The 24,120-nt window shown below is 42.7% G+C and carries 23 protein-coding genes and 1 pseudogene; 10 read left to right on the top strand and 14 right to left on the bottom strand.

The window, feature by feature from the left end; genetic code table 11:
- Positions 1–15 precede the first annotated feature (15 nt).
- The 3 genes from HXY43_RS19635 to HXY43_RS19625 all read right to left on the bottom strand — a co-directional run bounded on the left by HXY43_RS19635 (position 16) and on the right by HXY43_RS19625 (position 5,716).
- Entirely contained in the window at positions 16–2,070 is a 2,055-nt protein-coding gene (locus HXY43_RS19635) for an Rne/Rng family ribonuclease (protein ID WP_290886375.1), read from the bottom strand.
- Between the two features lie 557 nt (positions 2,071–2,627).
- The gene (locus tag HXY43_RS19630; RefSeq protein WP_290886372.1) at positions 2,628–5,261 is read right to left on the bottom strand and encodes a TIGR03960 family B12-binding radical SAM protein; all 2,634 of its coding nucleotides are present in this window, start codon (positions 5,259–5,261) and stop codon (positions 2,628–2,630) included.
- A gap of 134 nt (positions 5,262–5,395) precedes the next feature.
- Positions 5,396–5,716, bottom strand: a complete 321-nt coding sequence (locus tag HXY43_RS19625; protein WP_290886368.1) for an STAS domain-containing protein — start codon at positions 5,714–5,716, stop codon at positions 5,396–5,398.
- A gap of 430 nt (positions 5,717–6,146) precedes the next feature.
- Between HXY43_RS19625 and HXY43_RS19620 the strand changes: the two genes are divergently transcribed.
- Positions 6,147–6,341, top strand: a complete 195-nt coding sequence (locus tag HXY43_RS19620; RefSeq protein ID WP_290886365.1) for a hypothetical protein — start codon at positions 6,147–6,149, stop codon at positions 6,339–6,341.
- 557 nt (positions 6,342–6,898) lie between these two features.
- Here HXY43_RS19620 and HXY43_RS19615 read toward each other — a convergent pair.
- Complete coding sequence (locus tag HXY43_RS19615; RefSeq protein WP_290886362.1) at positions 6,899–7,258, bottom strand: hypothetical protein; 360 nt, start codon at positions 7,256–7,258, stop codon at positions 6,899–6,901.
- Positions 7,259–7,555: 297 nt separating this feature from the next.
- Between HXY43_RS19615 and clpS the strand changes: the two genes are divergently transcribed.
- Both clpS and HXY43_RS19605 read left to right on the top strand, forming a co-directional pair.
- Positions 7,556–7,837: an ATP-dependent Clp protease adapter ClpS gene (clpS, locus tag HXY43_RS19610; RefSeq protein ID WP_026731479.1), complete on the top strand. Its 282-nt coding sequence runs from the start codon at positions 7,556–7,558 to the stop codon at positions 7,835–7,837.
- A 117-nt stretch (positions 7,838–7,954) separates the two neighbouring features.
- Complete coding sequence (locus HXY43_RS19605; protein WP_290886358.1) at positions 7,955–8,785, top strand: type II CAAX endopeptidase family protein; 831 nt, start codon at positions 7,955–7,957, stop codon at positions 8,783–8,785.
- Between the two features lie 118 nt (positions 8,786–8,903).
- On the opposite strand, the gene HXY43_RS19600 is transcribed toward HXY43_RS19605, so the two are convergent.
- The 3 genes from HXY43_RS19600 to HXY43_RS19590 form a co-directional block, all read right to left on the bottom strand.
- On the bottom strand, positions 8,904–9,542 hold the full coding sequence (locus HXY43_RS19600) for a pentapeptide repeat-containing protein (RefSeq protein ID WP_026731476.1): 639 nt from the start codon (positions 9,540–9,542) through the stop codon (positions 8,904–8,906).
- 103 nt (positions 9,543–9,645) lie between these two features.
- The gene (locus HXY43_RS19595) at positions 9,646–11,049 is read right to left on the bottom strand and encodes a DICT sensory domain-containing protein (RefSeq protein ID WP_290886353.1); all 1,404 of its coding nucleotides are present in this window, start codon (positions 11,047–11,049) and stop codon (positions 9,646–9,648) included.
- Between the two features lie 255 nt (positions 11,050–11,304).
- Positions 11,305–12,891: a photosystem II high light acclimation radical SAM protein gene (locus HXY43_RS19590; RefSeq protein WP_290886350.1), complete on the bottom strand. Its 1,587-nt coding sequence runs from the start codon at positions 12,889–12,891 to the stop codon at positions 11,305–11,307.
- A 536-nt stretch (positions 12,892–13,427) separates the two neighbouring features.
- Between HXY43_RS19590 and HXY43_RS19585 the strand changes: the two genes are divergently transcribed.
- The 3 genes from HXY43_RS19585 (at position 13,428) to HXY43_RS19575 (ending at position 14,808) form a co-directional block, all read left to right on the top strand.
- Complete coding sequence (locus HXY43_RS19585) at positions 13,428–13,811, top strand: DUF1830 domain-containing protein (protein WP_290886348.1); 384 nt, start codon at positions 13,428–13,430, stop codon at positions 13,809–13,811.
- 307 nt (positions 13,812–14,118) lie between these two features.
- A complete protein-coding gene (locus HXY43_RS19580) occupies positions 14,119–14,556 on the top strand; it encodes a DUF4079 domain-containing protein (RefSeq protein ID WP_290886346.1) in 438 nt (145 codons plus the stop codon).
- Between the two features lie 87 nt (positions 14,557–14,643).
- The gene (locus HXY43_RS19575; RefSeq protein ID WP_290886344.1) at positions 14,644–14,808 is read left to right on the top strand and encodes a class I SAM-dependent methyltransferase; all 165 of its coding nucleotides are present in this window, start codon (positions 14,644–14,646) and stop codon (positions 14,806–14,808) included.
- Positions 14,809–15,002: 194 nt separating this feature from the next.
- Here the strand turns inward: HXY43_RS19575 and HXY43_RS19570 are convergent, their stop codons facing one another.
- From HXY43_RS19570 to HXY43_RS19550, 5 genes are all read right to left on the bottom strand, one after another.
- Positions 15,003–15,548, bottom strand: coding sequence for a YqeG family HAD IIIA-type phosphatase (locus HXY43_RS19570; RefSeq protein ID WP_026731471.1), 546 nt, complete (start codon positions 15,546–15,548; stop codon positions 15,003–15,005).
- A 467-nt stretch (positions 15,549–16,015) separates the two neighbouring features.
- Positions 16,016–16,588, bottom strand: a complete 573-nt coding sequence (locus HXY43_RS19565) for a DUF3727 domain-containing protein (RefSeq protein WP_026731470.1) — start codon at positions 16,586–16,588, stop codon at positions 16,016–16,018.
- Between the two features lie 428 nt (positions 16,589–17,016).
- Positions 17,017–17,514, bottom strand: a complete 498-nt coding sequence (ruvX, locus tag HXY43_RS19560; protein ID WP_290886492.1) for a Holliday junction resolvase RuvX — start codon at positions 17,512–17,514, stop codon at positions 17,017–17,019.
- A 109-nt stretch (positions 17,515–17,623) separates the two neighbouring features.
- Complete coding sequence (locus HXY43_RS19555; RefSeq protein WP_290886340.1) at positions 17,624–18,886, bottom strand: GNAT family N-acetyltransferase; 1,263 nt, start codon at positions 18,884–18,886, stop codon at positions 17,624–17,626.
- 198 nt (positions 18,887–19,084) lie between these two features.
- The gene (locus HXY43_RS19550; protein ID WP_026731467.1) at positions 19,085–19,288 is read right to left on the bottom strand and encodes a hypothetical protein; all 204 of its coding nucleotides are present in this window, start codon (positions 19,286–19,288) and stop codon (positions 19,085–19,087) included.
- A gap of 441 nt (positions 19,289–19,729) precedes the next feature.
- On the opposite strand from HXY43_RS19550, the gene HXY43_RS19545 reads away from it, so the two are divergent.
- The gene (locus HXY43_RS19545; RefSeq protein ID WP_290886337.1) at positions 19,730–20,710 is read left to right on the top strand and encodes an RsmB/NOP family class I SAM-dependent RNA methyltransferase; all 981 of its coding nucleotides are present in this window, start codon (positions 19,730–19,732) and stop codon (positions 20,708–20,710) included.
- Here the strand turns inward: HXY43_RS19545 and HXY43_RS19540 are convergent.
- Positions 20,707–21,141: a hypothetical protein gene (locus HXY43_RS19540; RefSeq protein WP_290886334.1), complete on the bottom strand. Its 435-nt coding sequence runs from the start codon at positions 21,139–21,141 to the stop codon at positions 20,707–20,709. The genes HXY43_RS19545 and HXY43_RS19540 overlap by 4 nt on opposite strands.
- 368 nt (positions 21,142–21,509) lie before the next feature.
- On the opposite strand from HXY43_RS19540, the gene HXY43_RS19535 reads away from it, so the two are divergent.
- Positions 21,510–21,722 carry a GNAT family N-acetyltransferase gene (locus HXY43_RS19535; protein WP_367161491.1) on the top strand — a complete coding sequence of 71 codons (213 nt, stop codon included), beginning with the start codon at positions 21,510–21,512 and terminating at the stop codon, positions 21,720–21,722.
- A gap of 6 nt (positions 21,723–21,728) precedes the next feature.
- On the opposite strand, the gene HXY43_RS19530 is transcribed toward HXY43_RS19535, so the two are convergent.
- Complete coding sequence (locus HXY43_RS19530) at positions 21,729–23,261, bottom strand: YifB family Mg chelatase-like AAA ATPase (RefSeq protein WP_290886328.1); 1,533 nt, start codon at positions 23,259–23,261, stop codon at positions 21,729–21,731.
- Between the two features lie 81 nt (positions 23,262–23,342).
- On the opposite strand from HXY43_RS19530, the gene HXY43_RS19525 reads away from it, so the two are divergent.
- Both HXY43_RS19525 and HXY43_RS19520 read left to right on the top strand, forming a co-directional pair.
- The gene (locus HXY43_RS19525; RefSeq protein ID WP_290886488.1) at positions 23,343–23,690 is read left to right on the top strand and encodes a histidine triad nucleotide-binding protein; all 348 of its coding nucleotides are present in this window, start codon (positions 23,343–23,345) and stop codon (positions 23,688–23,690) included.
- A gap of 239 nt (positions 23,691–23,929) precedes the next feature.
- A pseudogene (locus HXY43_RS19520) lies at positions 23,930–24,120 on the top strand (photosystem II q(b) protein); the annotation flags it as partial.

The following is a 24,120-nucleotide window of genomic DNA, read 5'->3' as shown; positions in this document are numbered from 1 at the left end:
AATTTGTAAAGTTTCTTAACTTTCAGTTGTGGGTGTATCTGATTCCAAAGCAGAAGAACGACGACGGCGACGGCGAATAGCAGTGCTGGTGTTAGTTTCATTGTCATCTGCCATACCCATACCAGGTAAATCAGACGGCTTAGTTGCTACTGAAGACAAAGATAATTGTTCAGCTTCTGCTGCTGCAACAGCAGTGTCGCTTGCTCTTTGGACAGGTGCTTCAGAGGTTGCTTCTATTGGTGTTGCAGAAGATTGACCAGGCAGAGTGACGTTAATAATCACAGACTTAGGATTTTTCACTTCCCGGTTCAACTTCGCTAGGGGTGATACTCCCATTAAAGCGTACACATCTTGTTCAGGTGGTGTCATTTCTACAGACACAATCTCTGGTGGTTCTACAACTGGTTTAACTATATCTACTTTTGAAGGTTTACTGCGTTCACCTCTATCAACCCAAGCTGATTTGCTCAGGTTAGGTGTAGGTACATCAGAAGTCTCTACCAGTTCTCCTTCTGCATCAATGTCCATTTCTGGCTCGTTCACGAATGACACTGAGTTGCCATTAATACGTGGCTCCTCTTTGCTATTCCCCCCATTTAATCCCAAGCGACGACGGCGACGCCTTTTGCTATCGCCAATTTCTTGATAGCTGGGATGATTGGCCAAATTCAGAGCACCGATATCAGTGTCGTGTTCGTACGTCTCCGTAAATCCGTCGTAGGTTTCCCGTGGTTCGCTCAAACGAGCAGTAGATGGCAGGCGGGGTTCTCTGTGAGGCAGAGGTACAAAGCGTTCTGGTAGTTCGAATGGTGATGCGATCGAGCGACTTTCTGTTTCTCCTGGTAGGCGGACAACATGCCCTAAACCGCCACAAGTTTGGCAAGGTTCGCTAAATAATTCATAAATGTTTTGACCTTGGCGCTTGCGGGTGAGTTCTACTAAACCAAGTTCGGTTAATTGGGCAATTTGGGGACGAGCTTTGTCTGCTTTGAGAGCTTTATTAAAGTGTTCGAGGACATGCTGTTGGTCACGCCGCGATTCCATATCAATGAAATCAACAACAATTACCCCAGCAATGTTCCGCAAACGCAACTGACGAGCAATTTCTGTGGCAGCTTCGCAGTTCGTCCACAAAACAGTTTCTCTAGCTGTTGCCGATCGCGTAAATGAACCAGAGTTGACATCTATCACCGTTAATGCTTCGGTGGGCTGAATAATGATATAGCCACCAGAAGGCAAGTCTACTCTGGGTTTGAGGGCTTCTTTAATAGCGGCGTTAATGCGGAAGTATTCTAAAATGGCGGCGCGATCGCGATGGTGATCGATCAACAATCCTTGGGGTACTTGCCCTCCACTCCAGTTTTGCAAATACTGCTTCACCCGCTTCAGACCAGTACTGGAATCTACCACTATCCGGTTCACATCCGCACCGTACATATCCCGCAGCACCCGTTGGATAAAATCATCGTCCCGGTTCAGCAGTGCTGGCGCACGAGTAGACACTGCTTCTTGCTGGATTACCTCCCATTGTCTTTGCAGGGATTCTAAATCTTCAATAATTGCTTCTTCTGGCTTGCCTTCTGCTTCAGTGCGAACCAGCAAACCCATTCCCGCAGGTTTAATCAAAATTGCCAACGCTCGCAAGCGGTTGCGCTCATTTTCATTCTTAATGCGACGGGATAAATTTACACCTCGTCCGTAGGGCATCAGCACAACGTAGCGTCCGGGCAAGGTGATGTTACCTGTGAGCCTTGGCCCTTTTGTACCTGTAGGTTCTTTCATCACTTGCACCAAGACTTTCTGCTGTGGTGCTAGCAATTCCGTGATGGCTGCCGCCGTGCGCTTCAGCCGCAATGGACCTAAGTCTGTGACATGAATAAAACCGTTGCGCTCTGGGTCGCCAATATTTACGAAAGCCGCATCTATCCCAGGTAATACGTTTTCCACTACACCTAAGTAGATATCACCAATTTGGTGATGACCCGTAGCGACAACAAGTTCCTGGATTTGATCTTCCGAAAAGACAGCAGCTATTTGATGCTGCTCCGCGATAATAATTTGTTTTGGCATTCAATTTCCTCAAAAATTGGCAGCATAAAAAGACTTGGGGGTTTGTTGTTCCTGTTGCCCCTGCAAGCCCAAAAAGGCGCTGCTGGTAGTAAAAACTGCGAACTTAAGCCCACACTTAAAGAGCTATTGATTAGCGAAATGCGTTTACACGCCTGATTTTTCCAGAACGGCTGCATATTATTTAAGCAATTTAATCATCCGTCCGTGGTTAATTTTTAATGCAACACCCTCATTCTCTAGGAACTAGGCATTCAGCATGTGTTTAAAAAATCATAAAGCTAGAGAAGCCGACGGAGCCTGTTATTAGTTACTGATTCACAAGGTAGTTATCAAGAGAGAGTGTTCTTGAGTCTGCCTGGTAGTGTTCTGGGATAAAATCCTAGATGTTGCTCTCTAAATCTTTGCTTTCAAACCCTGAGTACCAGGATTGTGAACCAAATAACTCAATGCAGCGCCAGAAAAATTCTCTTCATCTCATTCTAACGCAACCTTGTAAAAAATCAATTCCTAATATATGAAATATGAGGGCAACTATCTAACAAGTTGCTCTCAGGCGATCAATCCCGCAAAACCAAACGATTGCGATGGATTTGCAGTAGCTGGAATTCTGTGCCTGCTACTTGTTCTAGCATAAACAGGATTTGTTCGGGACGCAACAGTGTACCATCTTGACGACAACTACCTAAATAACGCAAGCGAACTGCCGACTCTGCCAGATTGGCAGTTTCTATCAATTCCAGTTCAAATAAGCGATCGCGCAGATTTACTAACTGAGTCTTACCTGACTTAGTTGTTTGCTCCCACCAAATCTCGTTTTTCTGTTTAATTGTATCAATCCAATCTTGCCAATGTGCAGGTGTTGCTGCTTCAGGTGAAGTGACGGTGAGTAAGTATTCAGCAGCTTCTAACCCTTGAGTAGCAGCAGGAGCTTTTAAATCTAGCTGTACTACATCATAAATAGGTATGTCGCTGGGCAACACCTCTGCCAGTTTTTGCCGGAAAGTATTGATATCAAGTGGCTGAGTTAACTCAAAATCGACAATTTCACCACTGCTGGTAGCACCCAAAGGTAAAGCCAAAGCCACAGAAATGCGGGGTGAGGGATGATATCCACCAGTAAAAGCAATTGGCAATCCAGATCGGCGCATAACACGATCAAACAGGCGCATTATATCTAGGTGACTAACAAAGGCCATATCACCCTGTTTGCCAAACCATACCCGCAATTTTTGGGCTTTAGTAGTATTTGGTACAAATTGCCCAGCAAATTCTGGTATGGGTAGCGGGGGTATGACAATGTTATGACCAAAATCTGTACCGCAGACACCACAGTGAGAACAACCCTCAAAAGAGCAATCGGGAACAGTTGCAGCTTCTAGAGCGCGTTTTAAGTCGTCCTGGAGCCACTTTTTCTCGATACCCGTGTCAATGTGGTCCCAAGGTAGGGGTCTATCGAGGGAGGACTCTGTGATGGGGTGGTGCGATGGTGGGGTGGTGGGGTAAGGTTCTTCTACTCTCCCCATCTCCATCACATTCCACTCACCATTTTCGACTTGGCGATATTTCCAAGTTAAACCAGCTTCGGCAATAGCTTGTCCCCAAGCATTGTAAGCCTGTTCGATGCTGTCATACCAGGAATCCATGCCCGCACCTAATTCCCAGGCCCGTCGCAAGACTTGACAGAGAGTGCGATCGCCTCTGCCGATAAAATCTTCCATTGCCGAAATACGGACATCGGTGAAATTCACCTTCACTCCCTTCATGCGGCGGAATTCTTGCCGCAGCAATTTTTGCTTGCGTTCAAACTCGGCGGTAGAAACCGAGTGCCATTGAAACGGGGTGTGAGGCTTGGGTGTAAAGTTGGAAATCGTCAAGTTAAATGCAAGTGGTCTTCTACCCTTGGCCCGACACTCGCGCTGCAACCAACTAACCGTTTCTGCAATGCCCAAGACATCAGCATCGGTTTCACCGGGCAAACCGATCATAAAATATAACTTTATTTTATCCCAACCTTGTTCCCATGCTGTTTTCACGCCCCGCAGCAATTCTTCATTTGTCAAACCTTTATTGACAATATCTCGCATGCGCTGCGTACCAGCTTCCGGCGCAAAAGTCAGACCACCTTGCCGCATACCGCCGAGGATGTTGGCGATATTTTCATCAAATCTATCTACCCGTTGGCTGGGTAGGGAAAGAGAAATATTTTCATTCTTGAGGCGATTTTTGATTTCCATCCCCACTGCTGGCAGGGATAAATAATCAGAACAACTCAGGGATAACAGAGAAAACTCGTTGTATCCTGTTTCCCGCATTCCCTTCTCAATCGCTGTCACCACTTTTTCTGGTTCCACATCCCGCGCTGGTCGAGTTAGCATTCCCGGTTGGCAGAAGCGACAGCCACGAGTACAACCGCGCCGAATTTCAATTGTTAGGCGATCGTGTACTGTCTGGACGTAGGAAACTAACCCAATCGAATATGCTGGTATGGGAGTAGAAACCCGTCTTAGAATACGTTTTGGCACATCTGGGCGGTTAGGATGCACACTCCCATTCTCTGCCAGATCGTAAAACTGGGGAACATATACACCCGGTACTTGTGCCAAGTCTAGCAGCAGTTCTTGGCGACTTAAGCCTGCTTGTTTGCCTTCTTCTAAAACTAAACCTATTTCTGGTAAGAGTTCTTCGCCGTCACCGAGGGCGAAAAAGTCGAAAAAATCGGCGTAGGGTTCAGGGTTGGATGTCGCCGTTTGTCCTCCTGCAAAAATCAAGGGGTGATTCCCCGTTAACCGTTCTCGCCACGTCAGGGGAATACCTGCCAAATCCAACATTTCTAAAATGTTGGTGGCACCGAGTTCGTAACTGAGGCTAAAGCCTAAGATATCGAATTCTGTTAGCGATCGCTTGGACTCAACGGCAAACAGCGGTGTCTTGGTTGCCCGCAGTTTGGCCGCGAGGTCTGGGGCGCTTAGATAAGCGCGATCGCACAATTGGCGTGGTTGGGCATTCAGGATGTTATATAGAATGATATGCCCTAAGTTGGAGGCTCCTACTTCGTATAATTCTGGGTAGGTTAATACCCAGCGTATAGTTGCCGTATCCCAAGGTTTGTGTACTGCTAAAAGTTCGTTACCTAGATAACGAGCTGGTTTTACAATCTCAGAGGTTATTAATTTTTCTGTTGCAATAGCCACTTTGCTATTCTTTTAGCTTCTTTATATAGTGCCACTTACCTCCAACCTTAGCATTGATTAGGAGTTTTGAGAGGATGAATTACTGTTTGCAATATTCTTGAAGCGAACTAACTGACACCTAAGCGGCAAGCGAATCAAAACAGTGCTGTACCTTCAAATATTTCAAATACTCTATCGAGTTGAGTAAGTTCAAAGATAATTCTTATGGGTGGAGAAACAGAGCAAAGGCTGAAACGACGCCCTAAACTTTGAGCTAGTTTCAGCGCAGATACTAATGCCAATAAGCCAGCGCTATCTAAGGCTTCTACTTGCTCTAAATCTACTACCAAGGAGCTACTTCTATTTTGTGCCAGTGCTGTTGTTAAATCTCGCTCAAATTCCAAGGCATTGGCAGCATTTAAACTTCCTTGCGGACGAATTACTGTAATCTTTGGGTTATTAACTACTGCTTGCATACTCACATCCTAAATGTTATGTAAAATTTTTCAATAGTGAAGATAGATGTATTTGAACATAAACTCTTTTTTCTCGCATCGACCATTCGTATTACGCCTCTTTGCTGAATCTTTATTGCTCTGACGGTTCTGTTTAAAGATTGTCATAACCCTAGAAAAAACTGTATTTAAATATACTTTTTGTTAAAATAGAAGCAAGTAATTGCTTGTCATAGCGCTTAATTCCACATAGATTATTACTTCAGCTTGTTTATAACAACAGGAAAGCAACGTGAAATTCCTGACACATACAGTTAGCGATCGCGAGTCAAATCACCAATAACTTGTGATTTAGATCACTATAACTCTAGGGTTTGGATCACGTTTTATACCAAAGCGAGGCTAGGATAATAAGTATATAGATCTATTAGATTTAGTTGGTTTATTACATATGAAAACTAAGTACCCTATTCGTCAATTGGTAGAAAAAGCTCTTCTGATTAAAAAATTAACACCCGAAATCGAAAACGAAATCAACTCAGAACTGACGGAAATGGGTTACATTTCTGACGTTGATTACGAAGCGCTAGAACTGCTAATGGCAGAAATGGATGCAGGTCGCATCCAATTGGTCGCAAGCATTTGATGATTGTTGAGTATTTATGTTATTTTCAACACCAAGTTAATATCAGAAATATTACAAGCAATCAAACTGAAAAATTGGAAACATTAAATCTATTGATCAAAACCAGCGTCAGTTTCTTAGTGATATGACTGATGATATTTTTTTTGGAGAGCTTGGTTATATACTTCCTGAGCATGGGGAAGACTTTAAAGGCAGTGCTTGCACATGTGGATTAGTTACTAATTAGCCGTTATCTCCAAAAATGAGAAAGAATATTAAACTGTAATATTTATTTACCAAAAATTCTGCGACATCTTTACTTTGCTTCTGGGCTCTTGCAAAGGATCTACTTGTGTAGATTTTGTCATTAGCCTTTTGGTGGTGCAATCCCAAACAACAAGTTTTCTTTGTGTCTTAGTGTCTTGGTGAGACCAGCCCCCCAGAAGGCTTCTGCCTTTAGGGGGGACTGGCGTAGACGCCAGTCGTACCCTGCACCGAAGCCCGCCCTGCGGGCGTCTACATGGGGGGAACCCCCTTTGGAGCGCGCTGGCTCACCACTAACCACTATCCACTATCTACTAACTAGTCCCTAAACCCTCTTTATATGCTTGCCAAACTTGGTTAATAAACTGATTAAGTAGCTGCTTGGAAGTTGAGTCTATTCCTGGTGTTGGTTCTTTTGCTAAAACTTGGCTCAATATGGAAATTACTTCTGTGTCTAAGGCTGGTTGAAATAAATTTACAGGCCAGAGTAAGTCAGATGCCTCTCGCAAATCATGTATTAATGGTGGTTCCGAGGAGTTGACTACTAGTAGCAAAGGACGCACCCAGCATAACTGACGGGAAACTACTACTTGAATTACTTCTGCATAGAGCCTGCTGTCGCCATGCTCTAAGGATACAATTTGTCCTGGCTGAAAATTTGGGGTAATCTCCATAGTCACGCAGCTTTGGTAGCGGCAACGATTGTGTTGCTGCTTTTTTAATTTTAAAAGCTAGACATACCAATTTGACTGAATTTGTGAGAGATCTTGTCTGGACTGTTGTTTGTTATTGGTTAGTAGATGTACCCTAAAGCAAGCAGTTGGCGTGTCTATGGCATAACAAACAACCAGCAACCAACAATTACCAACAGTCTCTGTGGTGCTATACAATAGTTAAATAACTGTAAAGCAAATTAAGCAACCTCTAGAGAAAAACTCTGTTGTAGTAAATTACCAAGAGAGCAAAGAGCCGTGTCAGTCGAAACCCTAGAGAAGCGTTCAACATCCAGAAAACTAGCGCCTCAGTATCGCGTTTTGCTCCATAACGACGACTACAACGCTATGGAGTATGTAGTGCAGGTTCTATTGACCACAGTGCCGAGTCTAACCCAACCTCAGGCTGTCAGCATTATGATGGAAGCCCATACTAACGGCATTGCATTAGTTATTACCTGCGCTCAAGAACATGCTGAGTTTTATTGCGAAACTTTGAAAAAACATGGTTTGACTAGCACAATCGAACCAGACGAATAAAAGACACGCAACAATTGATACCAAGTTGCCGTCAAACTGGAAACATGGCAATAAACTTGTGTTTATTGCTTGTTAATAGTTATTAATATTGGGGTCTAGGAGTCTCTACAACTTGGTATGAAAATAAACATTGCCCTTTTAGCCCAGCATCCTGTACCCATCAGGCTGGGTTACTTTATTTTAGCTCTATCGTTGCTGTGGTTGCCCTTTGCTGCACCAATATATTTACTAGTGCACGATGCAAACTTGGTTAGTATTGTGACAATGGTGCTGCTGTATGGAGAATTTATTTTTCTACTGAGAATATGGGGCAAGCAAGTCTACAAGCAACCCCAACTGCTGCGGCATTATGGTTTAGAGTTTAGCCGCAAAAACGGAGTCGAACTACTGCGGGGTTTGGTGATTGGACTAATTAGTGTTTTGATTTTATTTGGTTTAGAAGGATTACTGGGTTGGTTAGTATGGCAACAGCCCAAAGTTTTTTTACTTCGAGTAGTATTAGAAGGTTCTCTTACTGGTTTGGGCATCGGGTTTGCCGAGGAATTATTATTCCGAGGCTGGTTGCTGGATGAGTTACAGCGCGATTACACTCCTCGTGTGGCACTTTGGGCAGATGCGATTATTTTTGCGGCATTGCACTTTATTAAACCTTTGGAAGCAATTATTCGCACACTGCCCCAATTTCCAGCTTTGGTAATACTGGGTTTGATGCAGGTATGGGCAAAGCGTTGGAGAAGAGGACGCTTGGGATTACCCATTGGTTTGCATGGTGGTATAGTTTGGGGATATTACATTATTAACATTGGGGAATTAACTGAATATACTGGTCGGGTTCCTGATTGGGTGACTGGGATAGATAAGAATCCTTTGATGGGGGTGATGGGGTGGTTGTTGATGGGTGTGATGGCATTGTGGATGAGTAAAAGACAATTAAAAATTAAAAATTAAAAATGTGATGCCGAAGTTACTAAAAGCAAGGATGTAGATATAACTTTGATGGCAGTTAAGTAGTCGCTACTTGTGCGATCGCATTTTTTGCTGTTATCAAAACTCATTACCAAAGTCCTCACCCACCCATCTCAGCCATTGTCCCTACCAAACACGCCCTTTCTAAATTCACTCCGCTTAAATTTGCCCCTTCTAACTCTGCACATAGCAAATTCGCACCCGTCAAATTCGCCCCTGCCAGATTTGCCCCCCGCAAGTCTGCTTCTTCTAAGTTCGCTTCACTCAATAAAGCGCCTTGTAAGTCTGCACTACTCAAGTCTGCACCTTTGAGATTTGCCCCTGTCAGGTTTGCACCGCGTAAGTCAGCACCTCGAAAGTCAACTCCTTGCAAGTTGACATTCATCAAATTCGCACCACTCAAGAAAGCACCAGCAAACGATACTTCACTTAGCCTTGCCCCCATCAAGTTAGCACCGCGCAAATTGCTACCTCGCAAGTCAGCACCTGTTAAATCTACTTGCATTAAATTCGCACCCATCAGGTTTGCCCGCAAGTCGGTTTCTTGCAGGTTCGCCCCCATCAAATTCGCACCTTCTAAATGTCCACCTTCGAGTTTAGAACCAGCGAGATTTGCACCAACAAGGGTAGCACCAGCAAAATTAATGCGGTTTAAATCAAGGTTTGATAAATCCTCATCTTCTAAATTTGCCCCTGCTAAGTGTTTGAGCTTTCCTGATTTAATAGCTTCTGTGTTCATAAAATTTATCAAAAATTCTCTTAGTGTTCTTTGTGTCTTTGTGTCTTTGTGGTTTGTTAAAAAAATTATTTAATTACAAAGCTACTAAGAACACAAAAAAGATTTATCTTGTACGCAAGTTTTGATTCAAATCAACTATAGTCTTGCTTTCGCTGTCTAGTCGAGAATCCAACAACCACATACCAGCACTGACTTTAGGTGTCATCAGGGGCAATTCAATTCCTTGCTGCAAACCCATGACTAACAGCGTCAGGGTATCTATCAGTTTAGGATCAAAACGCCGTGATTGTTGTTGTCTGCATTCTTCTAAAGCTTGAGTAAATATTTCTTCCCGACTCAACTGTGTTGATTTTTTCTGATTTACTCGCCACTGAAAATCAGCCACTAACGCTAAAATCCTCGACTCCAGAGGAATTTCATCGCCAGTTAATCCCGCAGGTTCACCAGTCCCATCCCACCACTCAGTTTGATGAGTGATAATTTGTGCCACCGCCCGCAGTCGCGGCATGGTTCGCAGCACTTGCGCCCCCGGTACTAACGGGCAAGTTAGAGGACAGCTAGGTGCTTCTTCTTGGTAGCGGCTTGATGTGCCAGGAGTCAAGACACTTTCTACCCTTTGCAATGGATCTATGCGATGTAGCAAACCAGCAAGGCGCAATCTTTTAATCTGCCATGCGGGTAAATCTAATAACTGCCCGATTATTTCCGCCAGTGCCACGACTTCTGTGGCTGCCATTGGATTGGTAATATCGGCAGCATCCATAATTTGTGCCATTCGCAAAAAGGCCTGGATTTCGTTGGAGACTAAGTTACGATCCAAAGCTTGCTGGCGTGTAGCTGTGTCTACGGATATGTTTACCTGCCCGGTTTGGAGGTAATCGACTACACGAGAAACTACCGCGCTTAATTGTTCTGGTGTAGCCAGACTAGGCTGAATTGAGTCTTGATAAGCAGTGAGTTGTGCGGCTAGTTCCGGGTTGTAGCGTTTAATGTGAGCGATCGCCAACGCGGCTGTTTCTTTGACTAACTCTGGTTCAAACGTCCACAAGCCATAAAACTTTCTTTCTAAGTCCGATCCAGGCAGTCCAGAAGAACCATAATCAGCTTCTGATAGCTCTTGACAAATTACCATTGCCGTGTATTTTGGCGACAAAATGATCAAGTGCCATTCCCGTGACACTGGATCGGTTGGATCTAAGGCAACTAAATTAACATTAGGTAATTGGCTGGTGGGATGTTCTGCCCAGCCAGTATCTGGAGTTGCCATGATGGCTACTTGACAAGATTTTTTGGCAATGTCTGCGTATCTTTCTGCTTCTTGAAGATACCATTTCCCCTGCTCAAAGGCAGTAATGACCAAGGGCGAGGTGACATCGTTTAATATATGGTCTTCTAAAGCATGACACAGGGCAACCAAGGTGTTTTTGTAATAAACTCCGAATCTAATCGGTCTTTTGCTATTGCGATGAGCAATTTCCAGTTGTTGGAGTATGGAGCCTTCTAACATGAGGATTTATTAAATGAACCGCACAGACGCAGGGGGAGAAAATTTTAAATACTTGCTTATAACTTTATAGTTTACTTTTTGCAGCATGAATTACGCTACATGCAAGAGTACTCATAATAGTATTTTCTTGGTGTCTTTGTGTCTTGGTGGTTTAAAAAACATGTTTAATTAACCACTAAGACACCAAGACACAAAGTAAAATCACAGAGAAATTATGGCGACGAAGGTGCAAAATCGAACAAACACCGTTTGCTCTTATCTTGTTCCGACAAGTTGTCTTTCTTTCGCCTCAATGGGTGCGGAAAGTGCTTCTTCTAAATCTGCACAACCCAATCTTTCTTCTAAGATTTTCATAACTTCCTGTCCGAAGTCGTTGGGGTTTTGTTGCCAAGCTTGTAAGCAAACTTCGCCAAAGAAGGAACCAAGCGGTTCGGGGTTCCACAATAACTTTTTGGCTGTCCACGGCATCAAGCTCATAGGATTATACCCTGGTTTGAGAATGCCTTCTTTGAAGGCGTATTCTTCTAAGTGCGTATGCGGTTGCAGTCCAATAAAAAAGATGGCAGGTTCAACTTTATCTGCACCAAAAATGCGTTCGAGTTCGCGATGATAGGCGATAGTTTGGCGAATTGTTTCTGGACGTTCGTCAATAACGTTAAAGGAGTAATTAACAGAAACTAAGTCGTTAAACCCAGCAGCTTTTAAGTCTCGGCAGTTTTGTAAAACTGTGCGGAGATTGTAACCCATCCGCATTTTTCGCACCAATTCTTGAGAACCGCTAGTGATACCAATTTCAAAATAGTTCATCCCAGTTTTTACCATCAAATCACACAACTGGGGTGTGAGGTTGTCTGCTCTGATGTATGCTGCCCAATGAATATCTGTCATTCCAGAATCGACGATTTTTTGTAAGAGTTCAACAGCATCGTCGATAAATTTCCGGGCCGGGATGAATTGAGCATCAGTAAACCAGAAGTTGCGAACACCGCGATCATACAACTGCCGCATTTCAGCAACGACTTCATCGGCGGGATTAATGCGTACCTGCTTACCTTCCACGACAGTGTAAACGCAGTAGCAGCAATTATGAGGACAACCGCGTTTAGTTTGCACGCCGATGTAAAAATCTCCGTCTTGCAGGTAATATTTAAACTCCGGCCAGATAGTTTCGATATAGTCGTAGTCACAAGCGGTTTTCTCCAGTGGTGTGGGTTGTTCGTGGATCAGGCGATCGCGTGGTCGATCTTCTCCAACGACATAACACCGTTCATCCCGAAATTCTTGCCCGCTAAGTAGTTTTGTCAGCAAGGTTTCCCCTTCACCGACGGAAACGATTGTCCCATTGGGCAAGCTTTTACCTAACTGTTCGTAAAATACGCTGACTGCACCACCACCAACAATTACTCGGGCATCTGCGTGATATTTGCGGGCGCGTTTTAGTCCGCGTTTAATTAATCCTAGATTGTGCCACAGTTCTGTATAGTAAGCTGTGAGAACGCGTAAGCTGCCTAATGCTGCTTTAAGTTTCACCAAAGGATTTTTGGCGTAGTAGAATTCAAAAGCGTATTGCAGTGGATTACCTCCGCGTCCGCCCACGGGAGCATATATTTGAATATCTCGCCAAGAAAAAACTAGCAGTGTGGGTTGAAATTCATCTATACAGCGATCTAGGGCAGAAGCATAATCCAAAGGCGGTACTGTTCCTAAATCAAAGATGCGCTGTTCGATATTAGGAAACAATTTGTGGACGTGATCGCTAAGATAGACAACCCCAATAGGGAAGATGGGGTTACACGGAAGGCGAACGTAGAGAATTCGGTTTATGAATGTTTTAACTTCCATCTTGCCGTTGTTCCGGGGTAAGAGAGCCAAATCTGGTTTTATAGTTGGTTTTGGTTTCTGTCTTTAATTACAATCGTCCTTGACATTTAAGACGATTATTGGTAGGCATGCCTTTTCTTCAGGTGGCTGTGAAAATAGATAATGTTGCTTTGCACGACTAATGCATAGCATTAATAGTGTTTTATGAAAGTAATAGACCCATAACTTTACAATAACATCGAGTTTATTCTTGAAGCGATGCTTTGTGCCTATAAGTTCTAGGACAGAAAAAACAAAAAATCGGTCTTAAAGCTGAGGGAAAGCAAAAAGACAGCAGCAAAACTCGATCAAATATGATGAATTGAATTGTTCATGCATAATGTATAATTGCAGAAAAGGCATAGATTTTTACGAAAATTTCATAACTATAACCTATCTTTAGATAGAAATAATGTAGAAAATTTCAGTTGGTAGTCGGGGTTACAGCAACTGGGGATCAGCCGATGTTAGCTTGGCTAATGTAAGATAAAATTGTGGCGTAAAGCTCCTCAGCAGTTATGGCTCAAATATTAGATCCTTTACCACCGGAGCAATCGGGAAAGATTCTCTGCTGTTACGTAAATGCCACGAGCAAAATCCAGGTGGCTCGCATCTCGAATATTCCTAACTGGTACTTTGAAAGGGTTGTTTTTCCCGGACAAAGACTCGCCTTTGAAGCTCCTGGTGAAGCTCAACTTGAGATTCATACGGGCATGATGGCAAGTGCAATTCTATCGGATAAAATCCCCTGCGATCGCCTTGCGATCAATGAACCTATTAGTTATGAGTTTGACAAAAGCTCAGAACCAATAGGTGACAATATCCATAACAAGCAAATTAAGACAAAAACCGGTGATACAACAAAACCCTTAACAATTGCTGGTTTCACATCCTTTGATTAAAAAACCGTTAAATTATAGGGTTGCTGAAATTGGCAGCCCTTTTTTATTTTTAGTCAATAGTCATTAGTCAATAGTCAATGGTCAAGAGATTAGTGATTAGTGGTTGTAGAGACGTGCCATGGCACGTCTGTACATTGGTTAGTGGTTAGTCGTTAGTGGTTGGTAGTTGATTCTTCACAAAAAATTACTACTATCTACTAACTACTAACTACTAACTACTAACTACTATCTACTAACTATGCCCAATGCCCAATGCCCAATCTCCTACTCCCCCACTCTCCTCATCTCTACATCTACAATCATTACTATGAATCTACCTTCATTTTTATGGTTGTGGAGAATAGCGGCTTGGTCGATGGGTTTGTCGCTAGTAGCCTATGTGCTATTAGCGATAATGGGTGTTTGGATGTTTCGTGCTAGAACCTCGCGACAAGATCAACCTGATTGGCTGCCCTTTCTCCACTATATAATTGGCATCTGCATGGTCAGCTTGGTGTTGCTACTGCTACTTATTGGTATTATTGGTACTTACGGTCACTTTGGCTCTTTGGGACACTCACCACACCTGTGGGCTGGGTTAACCACTGTGATTTTGGTTTTGCTGTCTGCTGGAAGTGCTACACAAATTCATGTTAGACAACCTTGGGCTAGACGTATCCACATCGGCGCCAACATTGCCATATTCTTTGCTTTTGCTTGGGTTTCCCTAACTGGTTGGAGTGTGGTGCAAAAGTATTTGCCTTAATTAGTCATTAGTCATTTTTAGCTAGTGTTATGACTACGGATGAAATTACTATACACGCAGCTTTAGCTGGGTGATGGTAAAGGACGTTTGCTTGATTTGGGATGCGGTACGGAACTGTTAACGCTTCCACTTGCCAAGTATTTTAAAGAAGTGGTTGGTATAGATCCTGAACCACAGATATTGACTGAAGCTAAAGTTCAAGCAAACAAAGCTGAGGTGAAAAATGTGACTTGGGTTGAAGTGATTTCTTAGCAGTTAAACAACTAAAATAATGTAAAGCGCCAACCTATATATAAAAGTTTAGGCTGACGCTTTACAAGTTTATAACCACTTACTATGTTTAGGGTCTTTATTTGGCTGACCCCATGTTATTTATACTTATATAATCTCCTATTTCTGTATGAAACAAAGGTTTTTTAATTATTTTTTTAGATTTACTTTCCTGACTATTTGTCAAGGTTTGTAAACCTGCGTTTTTTGGGGGTTATGGAGGCTCCCATAATTTCAGATACCCAGACTTCAAGGTTACGTACTGGGTGAGAACGGAGAGCAACATCTGGGTGAACAATCGGTTCAACCAAAATTGTAAACATTCCTAAACGATTACCCGCTAACACGTCAGTAAACAAGCGATCGCCTACCATTGCAACTTGCTGTACTGGCAAATTCATCGCATTCAGTGCAGATCTAATTTTGCGTCGTGAGGGTTTGGCTGCACCCAAATAGTAAGGCAAGTCCAGAGAACGAGCAATACCACCAATTCGGGCTTCACTTAAGTTATTACTCACTAAATACAATGCTGCTACCTGACGGATTTCTTGTACCCACTGTCGCAGTTCAACTGAAGCCGAAACTACTTTTATTGGTACTAAGGTTTCATCCACATCCAACACTAGCCCCTTCAGCCCATATCGTTGGATTATGTCTGGTGTAAGGTTTAACACTGAACCTTCTAAAATTAAGTCAGGCTGTAAGAGCTTATTCCAGCGCATAGTCAAAGGTCAATAGTCAAGAGTCAAGGGGAGGCAGTGCACCCTTCGAGGTTTCCTTCGTTGTAGCACCTGCCGTTCAATAGTCAAGAGTTATTACTTTAGTTACTATTTTTAACAATTGACTCTGAACTAGAGATTATTTATTATTTTCGTCTTCAATTGAATGCGTGATTAACATCGCAGTTTGTTTTGCAATCCAAGTCATCCACGATCTCAAAATCAAACTTTGCTTCTCGACTTGTCAAATCAAAACAGCAATTTCGCTAGAGTTTCTGCTAGCGTCCTAAGTTTGATCTTGGGCTAATCTGCTTGTATAGATTCCACCATGTTTAAATCCACGCAATGATCGTAAACGTTTGGCAAAGAGATTGCCAAGCGATTACGCCCATTGCTAAATAATAATTAAAAATTCTGAATTAAGAATTAAAACTTTTCATTTTTTAATTTTTAATTTTGAATTTTTAATCTTATTCAACTTCATTAAACAGATGTTCTTCTAGCAGTGGTTGTACTTGGCGAAACTCCTCTGGAGACAGTAATTCAGGTTTGCCAGTTTTAGAAATCCGTGCAAAAAACAGCAATGGATCGAGGGGAGTATAAATTGCGTACTCTTGCTCTTCGTAGTAGAAGCTAGTTAGTAGTTGTAATTGTTCTGGTTCTAAATCAGACTGTTCGTCTTCGATTTCTAAGGTGAAGAGTTCTGACTCCTCGACTGGCGGTAATTCACCTGCAACAGTCAAAGCATAGGCTGTATTTTTGAGAAATAGGTTTTGTTCTGATAGCACAGCTTGGGCGGTGCTAAAAATTTGGTCAATAGTGGCATCATCTTCTACAAGAATGGCTTCTTCTTCCTCATCCTCACCTTGCCAAGCAAATATTTCTACAGGTGAGTCAACAGGAAGAAGTAAAAAGTACTCTTGTCCATCCACTTCAAGCGAATGCTCAATGTAACATTCGAGCGATCGCCCTTTGTCATCAGTTAAAGTGATGGTGCCAGCGTGTTCACGGTCGTGTTCGTTAGAAAAAGGAGAAGAAAACATAGCCGAGGTGTGAGACTTGATAATTACCAGCTACTTTGGAAGGGGAAAGGATAAAAGAGTAAGAGGAATTCAGAACTTTACGTAGGAGCCAGTGCGTCCTTGCAGATTGCCGTAGACGTCCGCAGCGCGGTGAAGCAGCGCGGCTTCTCGTAGAGTACCCGGAGGGCTTCTCGCAGAGTAACCGGAGGGCTTTCCGCAGGGTGACAGTGCATTGCATAGCCAGTGAGCCTTTGGAGTTTATCTCCTTGTCACAACTGGTGTTGGGGTTTTCTCCCGTTTTAGCATCTGCCGTTCCTTTGTAGCACTTGGCGTTGGGGATTAGAGAGCAGGGTTAAAGAAATTTTTTTATTTCCTTTTCCCTTTAACCTTTAACCCTTTTCCACCTCTGCTGACTAATAGAATTCAGGATATCATGCGATAACGTATAGTTACTCAGCAGGTACTTCTGTGGTTTTTAAGCGAATTCGTCGTGCATCTAGCCATTGTTGCAAAATCAAAGCTGCTGCCTTGCGGTCAATTAAAGCTTTATGGCGTGATGGAGAACGGTTTTCAGCTATGAGTAACTGCTCTGCTTGAAAAGACGTTAATCGCTCATCCACATACTCCACAGGCAGATTGAGAACCTTACCCAATCGCGTGGCAAATTTTTGCACTTGCTTTGCCTGAAACCCCAGAGAACCGTCCATTGAATAGGGTAAACCAACAACCAAAACTTGTACTTCTCGTTCATTCACCAGCTGTTGTATTTGCTCCACGTCCTGTTGAAAAGACGTGCGTTCAACAGTGGTAATACCAGTGGCAATCAAACCAGTGCGATCGCACCCTGCCACGCCAATACGCTTGCGACCGACATCCAATCCTAAAGCGGAGACATACTTAGGAGTAGGGGATTGGGAATTGGGAATTGGGAGTTGGGAATTGGGCATTGGATCTTTTCTATGCCCCTTGCCCCTTGCCCCTTGCCCTTTGCCTTTTGCCTCAATATTGTCCCTATTCTCCCACTCTCCCTCTCTTACTTTATTAATAGCCACTTGACTACTCCTGCTGCTGTGCATCAGCTGACTCAGGCTGACAACGTGCTTCCAGGTGAGAGTTTTTGCAAGAAAAGGAAATAGTTTCTTTTGATGGATTTGGTTGTACTGCTCTGTCTGGGGAAGTTGGCTGATTTGGTGGCAGCCATGACATTCCACCCGGTATGGGTTTACGAGCTGGTTGTAGACCTTGCAACACTTCTGGCAACTGAATTCCTTCTAAAGAGACAAATTTAGACTCTCGGATCTTATGCCACACGGAACGAGACATAATGAGAGTGTGTTCTATTCGATTTGCACCAATTTGCTCCAAATACTCTTCCCCCTCTGGTTGATAGTCTGCTGAAGCTAGTTGCAAGGGTTGATCGGGAAAATCTTGGGCAATGCGAGCAAGTTGAGTCAGCAACTCTGGATACAGCCAAGTATATGCTGGGTGAACAATCAGCGTTGCTATATGTGGTTCTTCGCCTTTGCGGTCTAGCGAAATTTGAAAATAGCCGATCGCTGCTTTACGTTGAGGTTCAAATACGTAACCACTCACTACTTCTGTTTTAGTAACCCATTGCTTGACTGCATCAACTAGAGCACCAAACAAACTGGTTTTGAAATCGTGGGTTTGGCGATCAAAGACCTGGCGTACTAGAGGTGGCATTGATGCCGTATCCAGTTGATATAACAACTGGGCATCAGCGTTGCTTACTGGCAGCAAATTGGGTAAATCTGGCTGTGATTGTGCCAATTCAGCCAGTAGTTCTGGTTTAATTTCCCAATAGGTCATTTCAGCTAGGCGCTGAAAGCCATTTTGCCGATACAGTGCCAGTGCTTCTGTATCATTGACATTTACTTCCAGTATCCAAGTGCGAGCTTCTAGAATTGATTCAAAGCAGTAGCGTAAAAGCTGCGATCCAATACCTTGTTTGTCGGCAGCACGCTCCAAAAACACGCGATCCACACGCCAAGTACTGCGTGTGCGGTTGAATGGTGATACTTGGACGATTCCCAGAAGTATTCGTCCCTGTTCTGCTACATAACCACAGAAAATATGCTGTAACGGGTTAGGAAACCAGCTTAAAAATTTCAGCAACCCATACCAGCGGCGTAGCCATTGCATCTGCCGCATGGCAAAATCGGCTCCCTTTCTGGTTTTGGCTGCGAATGAATCTTGAGCTAGACGTTCAATCCCATCCAAATCCCGGTATTGGATTGGTCGGATGACAATGCTAAGATTTCTCTGAAGTAAAGAAGTCATTTTCATTCGAGCCGCCATTCAGCCTTAAATAACAGGAACAGAGGTACTGCTGCATTAATATTAACGGCTTTCTACTCCTTCCTTATTGATCCAAAAGAGTGATTTTCACAACTCAATATTAAAAAAGCAGACTTGCTGATGACTACATTAGCCTGGACTCAACAAGCTCTGCTGTAATTTTATTTAAATTTTATTTAAGATTTGTATAGATTTAGGTTAAATAGCTCGGCGAGAAATTAGTTTTTCAAAATTGGCTTGGGTTTGATGGAGTAATTCTTCTCGGCTATCCGCCTGTGTCTGCTTCAGGGTTGGAACCAGATTGCGAGCTTGCAAAGCCATGTGCACTTGGAGGTGGGCAACATATTCACTGAAATCTTCTTCCAGGACTGCACCTGTAGGCTTCAAAACATTTGATTCCATTGCCACCGTGTTCTCCTTCCTTAATTAATTCCACGTTAATTGATTTACATTCTCAAAACTTATCACGTTGTCTTACTCGTCTTCTTAGTTTGCAATGAAGTTTAACGGTTTTTAGAAAAATTGTGGAGAAATATGAAGCGGTATCAGAATAAGGAGGTCATGGTTAGTGTATCAAATACGAATGAAGTTAAGTATTAAAAACTACATAAAATCCTCGCCGCCCCAGCAGCAGTAAAGTACAAAGTACTGAGCAACAGGTCAACGCTCGATCTATGTGTGGCGTGTAAAGTTGCAAGTTAGTTAAGTTACTTAAAATAAAACTGCCTTTAAGCCATAGAATTATGATGCCATTTATGCTGTTATTTTTCAGCATCAGTTTGCCACCGGAAGTTTCAAGCATTACCCTGCCTTTGATTACTATAAAGTTATTAGCAAAATTTTATGGAAACACCTTCAAAATTATTACTTAAACTTAGCAAACGTCTATTTCAAAACTTGGATGACCAAGAAAAGTTTGTGGAAGCTTTAATTAATCCCAAACCTTTTTATCCATGTGTAATTTGGTGTCAAGATAAATTAGAAGTTTCGCCATTTTTAGTGGAAACGCCCACATTTTGGCAACCCTCTTTTATAGACCGTTTATCTTTGGGAGAAAAACCGGGTCAACATCCACTCCATGAGCAAGGATATTTATATTGTTTAGATTTTTCTTCTGTATTTGCGGCTTCAGTTTTGCTAAAAATTACTCAGCATGTAGAGCTAGTTTTTGATATGTGCGCCGCACCAGGTGGAAAGAGTATTTTAGCCTGGAAACTTTTGCAACCAAAATTGTTAATTAGTAATGAAGTGATTGGTAAACGCCTAGGTATGCTAATTTCTAATTTGAAGCGTTGCCATATTAGCCCCTCTATCGTTACGAGTAAAGACTCTAGTATTTTTGCAGAAAGTATACCTTCATCCAGCGATTTAGCGATCGTAGATGCGCCTTGTACTGGGCAATCTTTACTTGCTAAAGGTGAAAAAGCACCAGGATGTTTTCATCCCAGTGCTATTAATAAAAGTGCGAATCGTCAAAAACGTATCCTAGCAAACTCTGCCCGTATCATTTCACCACAAGGCTATCTTGCTTATATGACTTGTACATATTCTCCTGAAGAAAATGAAGAAGTTGGTGAATGGCTCTTAAAAAAGTTTCCTCAATTTCAACCAGTAAAAATTAGTCATTTAAGAGACTATCAATCTCATTTAACTACAATGCCTTGTTATCGAATATTTCCCCAAGATGGATTAGGAGCAGGTGCTTTTACAATGCTGTTTAAAAATACAGAGGAAGGGTATAAGAAGGAAGTAGATGCAGATAAGTTTTCTGCCGTTTGGACGAATACAAAGCGTGCAGATATGGGAAAATTAGAGGAAAACTAGTATACGTAAATTGCTCCGCTTTCATGCAAATTTAGTGTAGTATCTCCAGGATCTGTGTTTGATTGCCGGATTGTAACAGTAGCAGAATTATCTTTAGCTGCTACGTCGTACTTCAATGCAACATCCGGCTGCGTAGCATAAATCAACACATAAGTAGGAAGAGAATTAGTGGTGAGTGTAGCACTACCTCCTACAGGGATTTCTGCATTCAACGCATCCCCACCTGTTAAACTGTACTGTAGAGAAGATGTTGTTTTATTTAATATTTTGACTTTTACAAAACTTTGATAGTTCGCAAATCGTGCCACAGGTTGCCAATACCCAGATTGATAGGTGCTAGCCTTTTTGGGAGTCTGAGCTTTGATACCAGTGCTTGTAACTAAACTCACAGCAAAGGCAAGCACACCAGTTATCAAAATTTTGATTTTCATGTATGTCATTCCTTTTTATATTGTAGGTAAAAAACTCAAATCAATGTGAGACTTGATGATATATATTTGTACATGATTTTTTTTGATGCAAAAATAACCACATTTCATAGACAAAGTTTTACTAGCGTAGTCTCTTTTTGCTATTAAAATTAATGAAAAAAGATTTGTTTATATCTAGATGGTACTACTTGGAAGACTCTCTTGCTTCTAATTTTTTAATTTTTTTATTTATTATCCTCTGGAAGATGTGCTTGCTATAAATCAAATTCAAGGGCAAGTTGTTATCAAGCTAAATCAATGATTAAGTACCCGTCATGAACTGCGTACACTAGAACGCATGAAAATTATTTTACTCTTTATGTTTTGGTATTTTAAGACTTTTTAAACTGTTGGTGCGACCTGCATTCCACCGTCAGGGTATCGGACGGCGCATCATAGAAACACTCCAGAATCGCTACGCAGGCTACCACCAGCAGGTTCTTCTTGCAGTTAAAGATGCTGTGGATTTCTATCAACACTGCGGCTTCCAAAAGGCTTCTAGTGTCGAACCTATGTGGATTTGCGATGACTCCAATCTCTAAGTACGCTTACTGCATTCTATCTATCGTCCGATACTGAATTGCTTCGGCAACGTGATGGGCTTGCAAGTTCTCATCACCTGCCAAATCTGCAATTGTACGCGCTACTTTGAGAATGCGATCGCTAGCCCTTGCCGATAACCCTAATTTTTTAATCGCGCCTTCTAATAAGTTACGACTGGCATCATCCAGCTTGCACCATTTTTGCAGATGCCGACTCTGCATCTGGGCATTACAACGCAGATTTGGTTCATTTTCAAATCTCTGGGATGCGCGATCGCGTGCTTGTTGCACCCGTTCTCTGACTGTTACAGAAGATTCACCCGTCGGCTGTTGGGTAATTTCCTCTGGCTTCAAACGATTCACGGCAACTTGCAAATCAATCCGATCCATCAACGGTCCAGAAAGCTTCGCCCAATATTGTTCTCTTTGGCGTGGCGAACAAGTACATTGTTGGATGGTATCGCCGTAATAACCACAAGGACAAGGATTGGTACTTGCTACCAAAGTAAACTGAGCGGGAAACATAACCGATTGCCTGGTTCTGGAAATCGTTACAAAGCCATCTTCCAAAGGCTGACGCAGAAATTCCAACACATCACGTTTAAATTCTGTCAACTCATCTAAGAAAAGCACCCCAAGATGTGATAAAGAAATTTCTCCGGGACGGGGAAAAGTGCCACCACCAACGAGAGACGGGCCTGATGCGGAATGGTGCGGACTGCGGAAAGGGCGATCGCATACTAACGAGCCTCTATTTTTTAATAAACCAGCTACCGAATGAATGCGAGTTACTTCTAATGCTTCTGCAAAGCTCAGTGGCGGCAAAATGCTCGGTAAGCGTCGTGCCAGCATTGTCTTACCACTTCCCGGCGGCCCTACAAATATTAAATTATGTCCGCCAGCAGCAGCAATTTCTAATGCCCTCCGGCCATGAGCCTGTGCTTTCACATCCTTCAAATCTGCACCATGTAGAGATGTTGCATGCAACGTCTCTACAGTATTATCCAATTGCTCGGGCTTGTAACGTCCCGGATTATTCAAAAAATCAGCTACATCCGTTAGATTTTTGAAAGCATAAACCGCCAATCCTTCCACTAAGGAAGCCTCTTGAGCATTATCAGCAGGAACGACTAAACCTGTAATTCCCATTTTGTGGGCGGCAGCAGCAATGGGCAATACCCCAGCCACAGGACGAAGGCTACCATCCAGAGAAACTTCACCTAAGAAAAGATAATCTCCTAGCAACTCAGTACTAACTTGCTCAGAAGCCGCTAAAACTCCCACACTAATAGGCAAATCAAAACAAGGGCCTTCCTTGCGTAAATCAGCAGGAGTTAAATTAATCACAATTTTTCGCATGGGAAAGGCAAAACCTGCATTTTTCAGAGTCGCCTTTACCCTCTCTTTGGATTCTTGCACAGCACTGTCAGGCAGCCCCAGCACGATAATCCCGGGTAAACCCCCAGAGACATCTACTTCCACCCCCACTTTCACAGCATCGATACCTACAATTGATGCGCTCCAGACTCTGGCAAGCATTATCCTTATTCCTTGGTCATTTAGTCATTTGTCCTTTGTCTTATCATTGACAATTGGCAAATGACAAATAAAAAATTACACATGGCAAATCAAGAGACGATTTTCAGCAAAATCATTCGTCGAGAAATTCCAGCCAACATTATTTATGAGGATGACTTAGCACTGGCATTCACAGACATAAACCCGCAAGCACCAGTTCACATCCTTGTCATTCCCAAAAAACCCATTCCCAAATTAGCTGACGCCGAATCTGAAGATAGTACGCTTTTGGGGCACCTTTTGTTAACTGCTAAGCGGGTTGCTGAACAAGCCGGACTGACAAATGGCTATCGCTTAGTCATCAATACTGGCCCTGATGGCGGTCAAACTGTTTACCATTTACACCTGCATATCCTGGGAGGAAGACATATGACATGGCCTCCTGGTTGATATAGAGATATGAAAGTAGAGGGAGAGTAGGGTGGGGTTAGGGGTAAAAATGAGTGCTTACTCAATAATCAAAATCTGTAAACAATATAAAATCAAAAGTATTTATACAAAATTTTAATATTCATAAACACAACTTAATTAAATATGCTTTACAAATCGCAAACTTTCTTCTAATTTAGTAAATGTAGGTAGTTTGACCTACGCAAATTATTAACGAAAGTTAAGCACTCATAAAAACAATGACAGCAACCTTACAACGCGCTCGTAGCGCCAACGTATGGGAGCGGTTCTGCGATTGGGTAACCAGCACTAACAACCGCTTATACATCGGTTGGTTCGGTGTACTGATGATTCCGACTCTGTTAGCCGCGACCACCTGCTTCATCATTGCCTTCATCGCCGCACCTCCCGTAGACATCGACGGTATCCG

The sequence above is a fragment of the Fischerella sp. genome, from assembly GCF_013388695.1.
In the GTDB taxonomy this organism is placed as follows: domain Bacteria; phylum Cyanobacteriota; class Cyanobacteriia; order Cyanobacteriales; family Nostocaceae; genus PCC9605.
This window is presented reverse-complemented; position numbering and strand designations above follow the sequence as displayed.

What these genes read in the sequence shown, in the direction of transcription:
- HXY43_RS19590 (WP_290886350.1), bottom strand. Translation starts at nt 12,891, where the DNA reads ATGGAAGTTAAAACATTCATAAACCGAATTCTCTACGTTCGCCTTCCG.
- HXY43_RS19580 (WP_290886346.1), top strand. Translation starts at nt 14,119, where the DNA reads ATGAATCTACCTTCATTTTTATGGTTGTGGAGAATAGCGGCTTGGTCG.
- HXY43_RS19550 (WP_026731467.1), bottom strand. Translation starts at nt 19,288, where the DNA reads ATGGAATCAAATGTTTTGAAGCCTACAGGTGCAGTCCTGGAAGAAGAT.
- HXY43_RS19625 (WP_290886368.1), bottom strand. Translation starts at nt 5,716, where the DNA reads ATGCAAGCAGTAGTTAATAACCCAAAGATTACAGTAATTCGTCCGCAA.
- HXY43_RS19525 (WP_290886488.1), top strand. Translation starts at nt 23,343, where the DNA reads ATGGCAAATCAAGAGACGATTTTCAGCAAAATCATTCGTCGAGAAATT.
- ruvX (WP_290886492.1), bottom strand. Translation starts at nt 17,514, where the DNA reads ATGCCCAATTCCCAACTCCCAATTCCCAATTCCCAATCCCCTACTCCT.
- HXY43_RS19615 (WP_290886362.1), bottom strand. Translation starts at nt 7,258, where the DNA reads ATGGAGATTACCCCAAATTTTCAGCCAGGACAAATTGTATCCTTAGAG.
- HXY43_RS19605 (WP_290886358.1), top strand. Translation starts at nt 7,955, where the DNA reads ATGAAAATAAACATTGCCCTTTTAGCCCAGCATCCTGTACCCATCAGG.
- HXY43_RS19555 (WP_290886340.1), bottom strand. Translation starts at nt 18,886, where the DNA reads ATGGCGGCTCGAATGAAAATGACTTCTTTACTTCAGAGAAATCTTAGC.
- HXY43_RS19540 (WP_290886334.1), bottom strand. Translation starts at nt 21,141, where the DNA reads ATGAAAATCAAAATTTTGATAACTGGTGTGCTTGCCTTTGCTGTGAGT.
- HXY43_RS19620 (WP_290886365.1), top strand. Translation starts at nt 6,147, where the DNA reads ATGAAAACTAAGTACCCTATTCGTCAATTGGTAGAAAAAGCTCTTCTG.
- HXY43_RS19530 (WP_290886328.1), bottom strand. Translation starts at nt 23,261, where the DNA reads ATGCTTGCCAGAGTCTGGAGCGCATCAATTGTAGGTATCGATGCTGTG.
- HXY43_RS19635 (WP_290886375.1), bottom strand. Translation starts at nt 2,070, where the DNA reads ATGCCAAAACAAATTATTATCGCGGAGCAGCATCAAATAGCTGCTGTC.
- HXY43_RS19570 (WP_026731471.1), bottom strand. Translation starts at nt 15,548, where the DNA reads ATGCGCTGGAATAAGCTCTTACAGCCTGACTTAATTTTAGAAGGTTCA.
- HXY43_RS19565 (WP_026731470.1), bottom strand. Translation starts at nt 16,588, where the DNA reads ATGTTTTCTTCTCCTTTTTCTAACGAACACGACCGTGAACACGCTGGC.
- HXY43_RS19600 (WP_026731476.1), bottom strand. Translation starts at nt 9,542, where the DNA reads ATGAACACAGAAGCTATTAAATCAGGAAAGCTCAAACACTTAGCAGGG.
- HXY43_RS19595 (WP_290886353.1), bottom strand. Translation starts at nt 11,049, where the DNA reads ATGTTAGAAGGCTCCATACTCCAACAACTGGAAATTGCTCATCGCAAT.
- HXY43_RS19545 (WP_290886337.1), top strand. Translation starts at nt 19,730, where the DNA reads ATGGAAACACCTTCAAAATTATTACTTAAACTTAGCAAACGTCTATTT.
- HXY43_RS19585 (WP_290886348.1), top strand. Translation starts at nt 13,428, where the DNA reads ATGGCTCAAATATTAGATCCTTTACCACCGGAGCAATCGGGAAAGATT.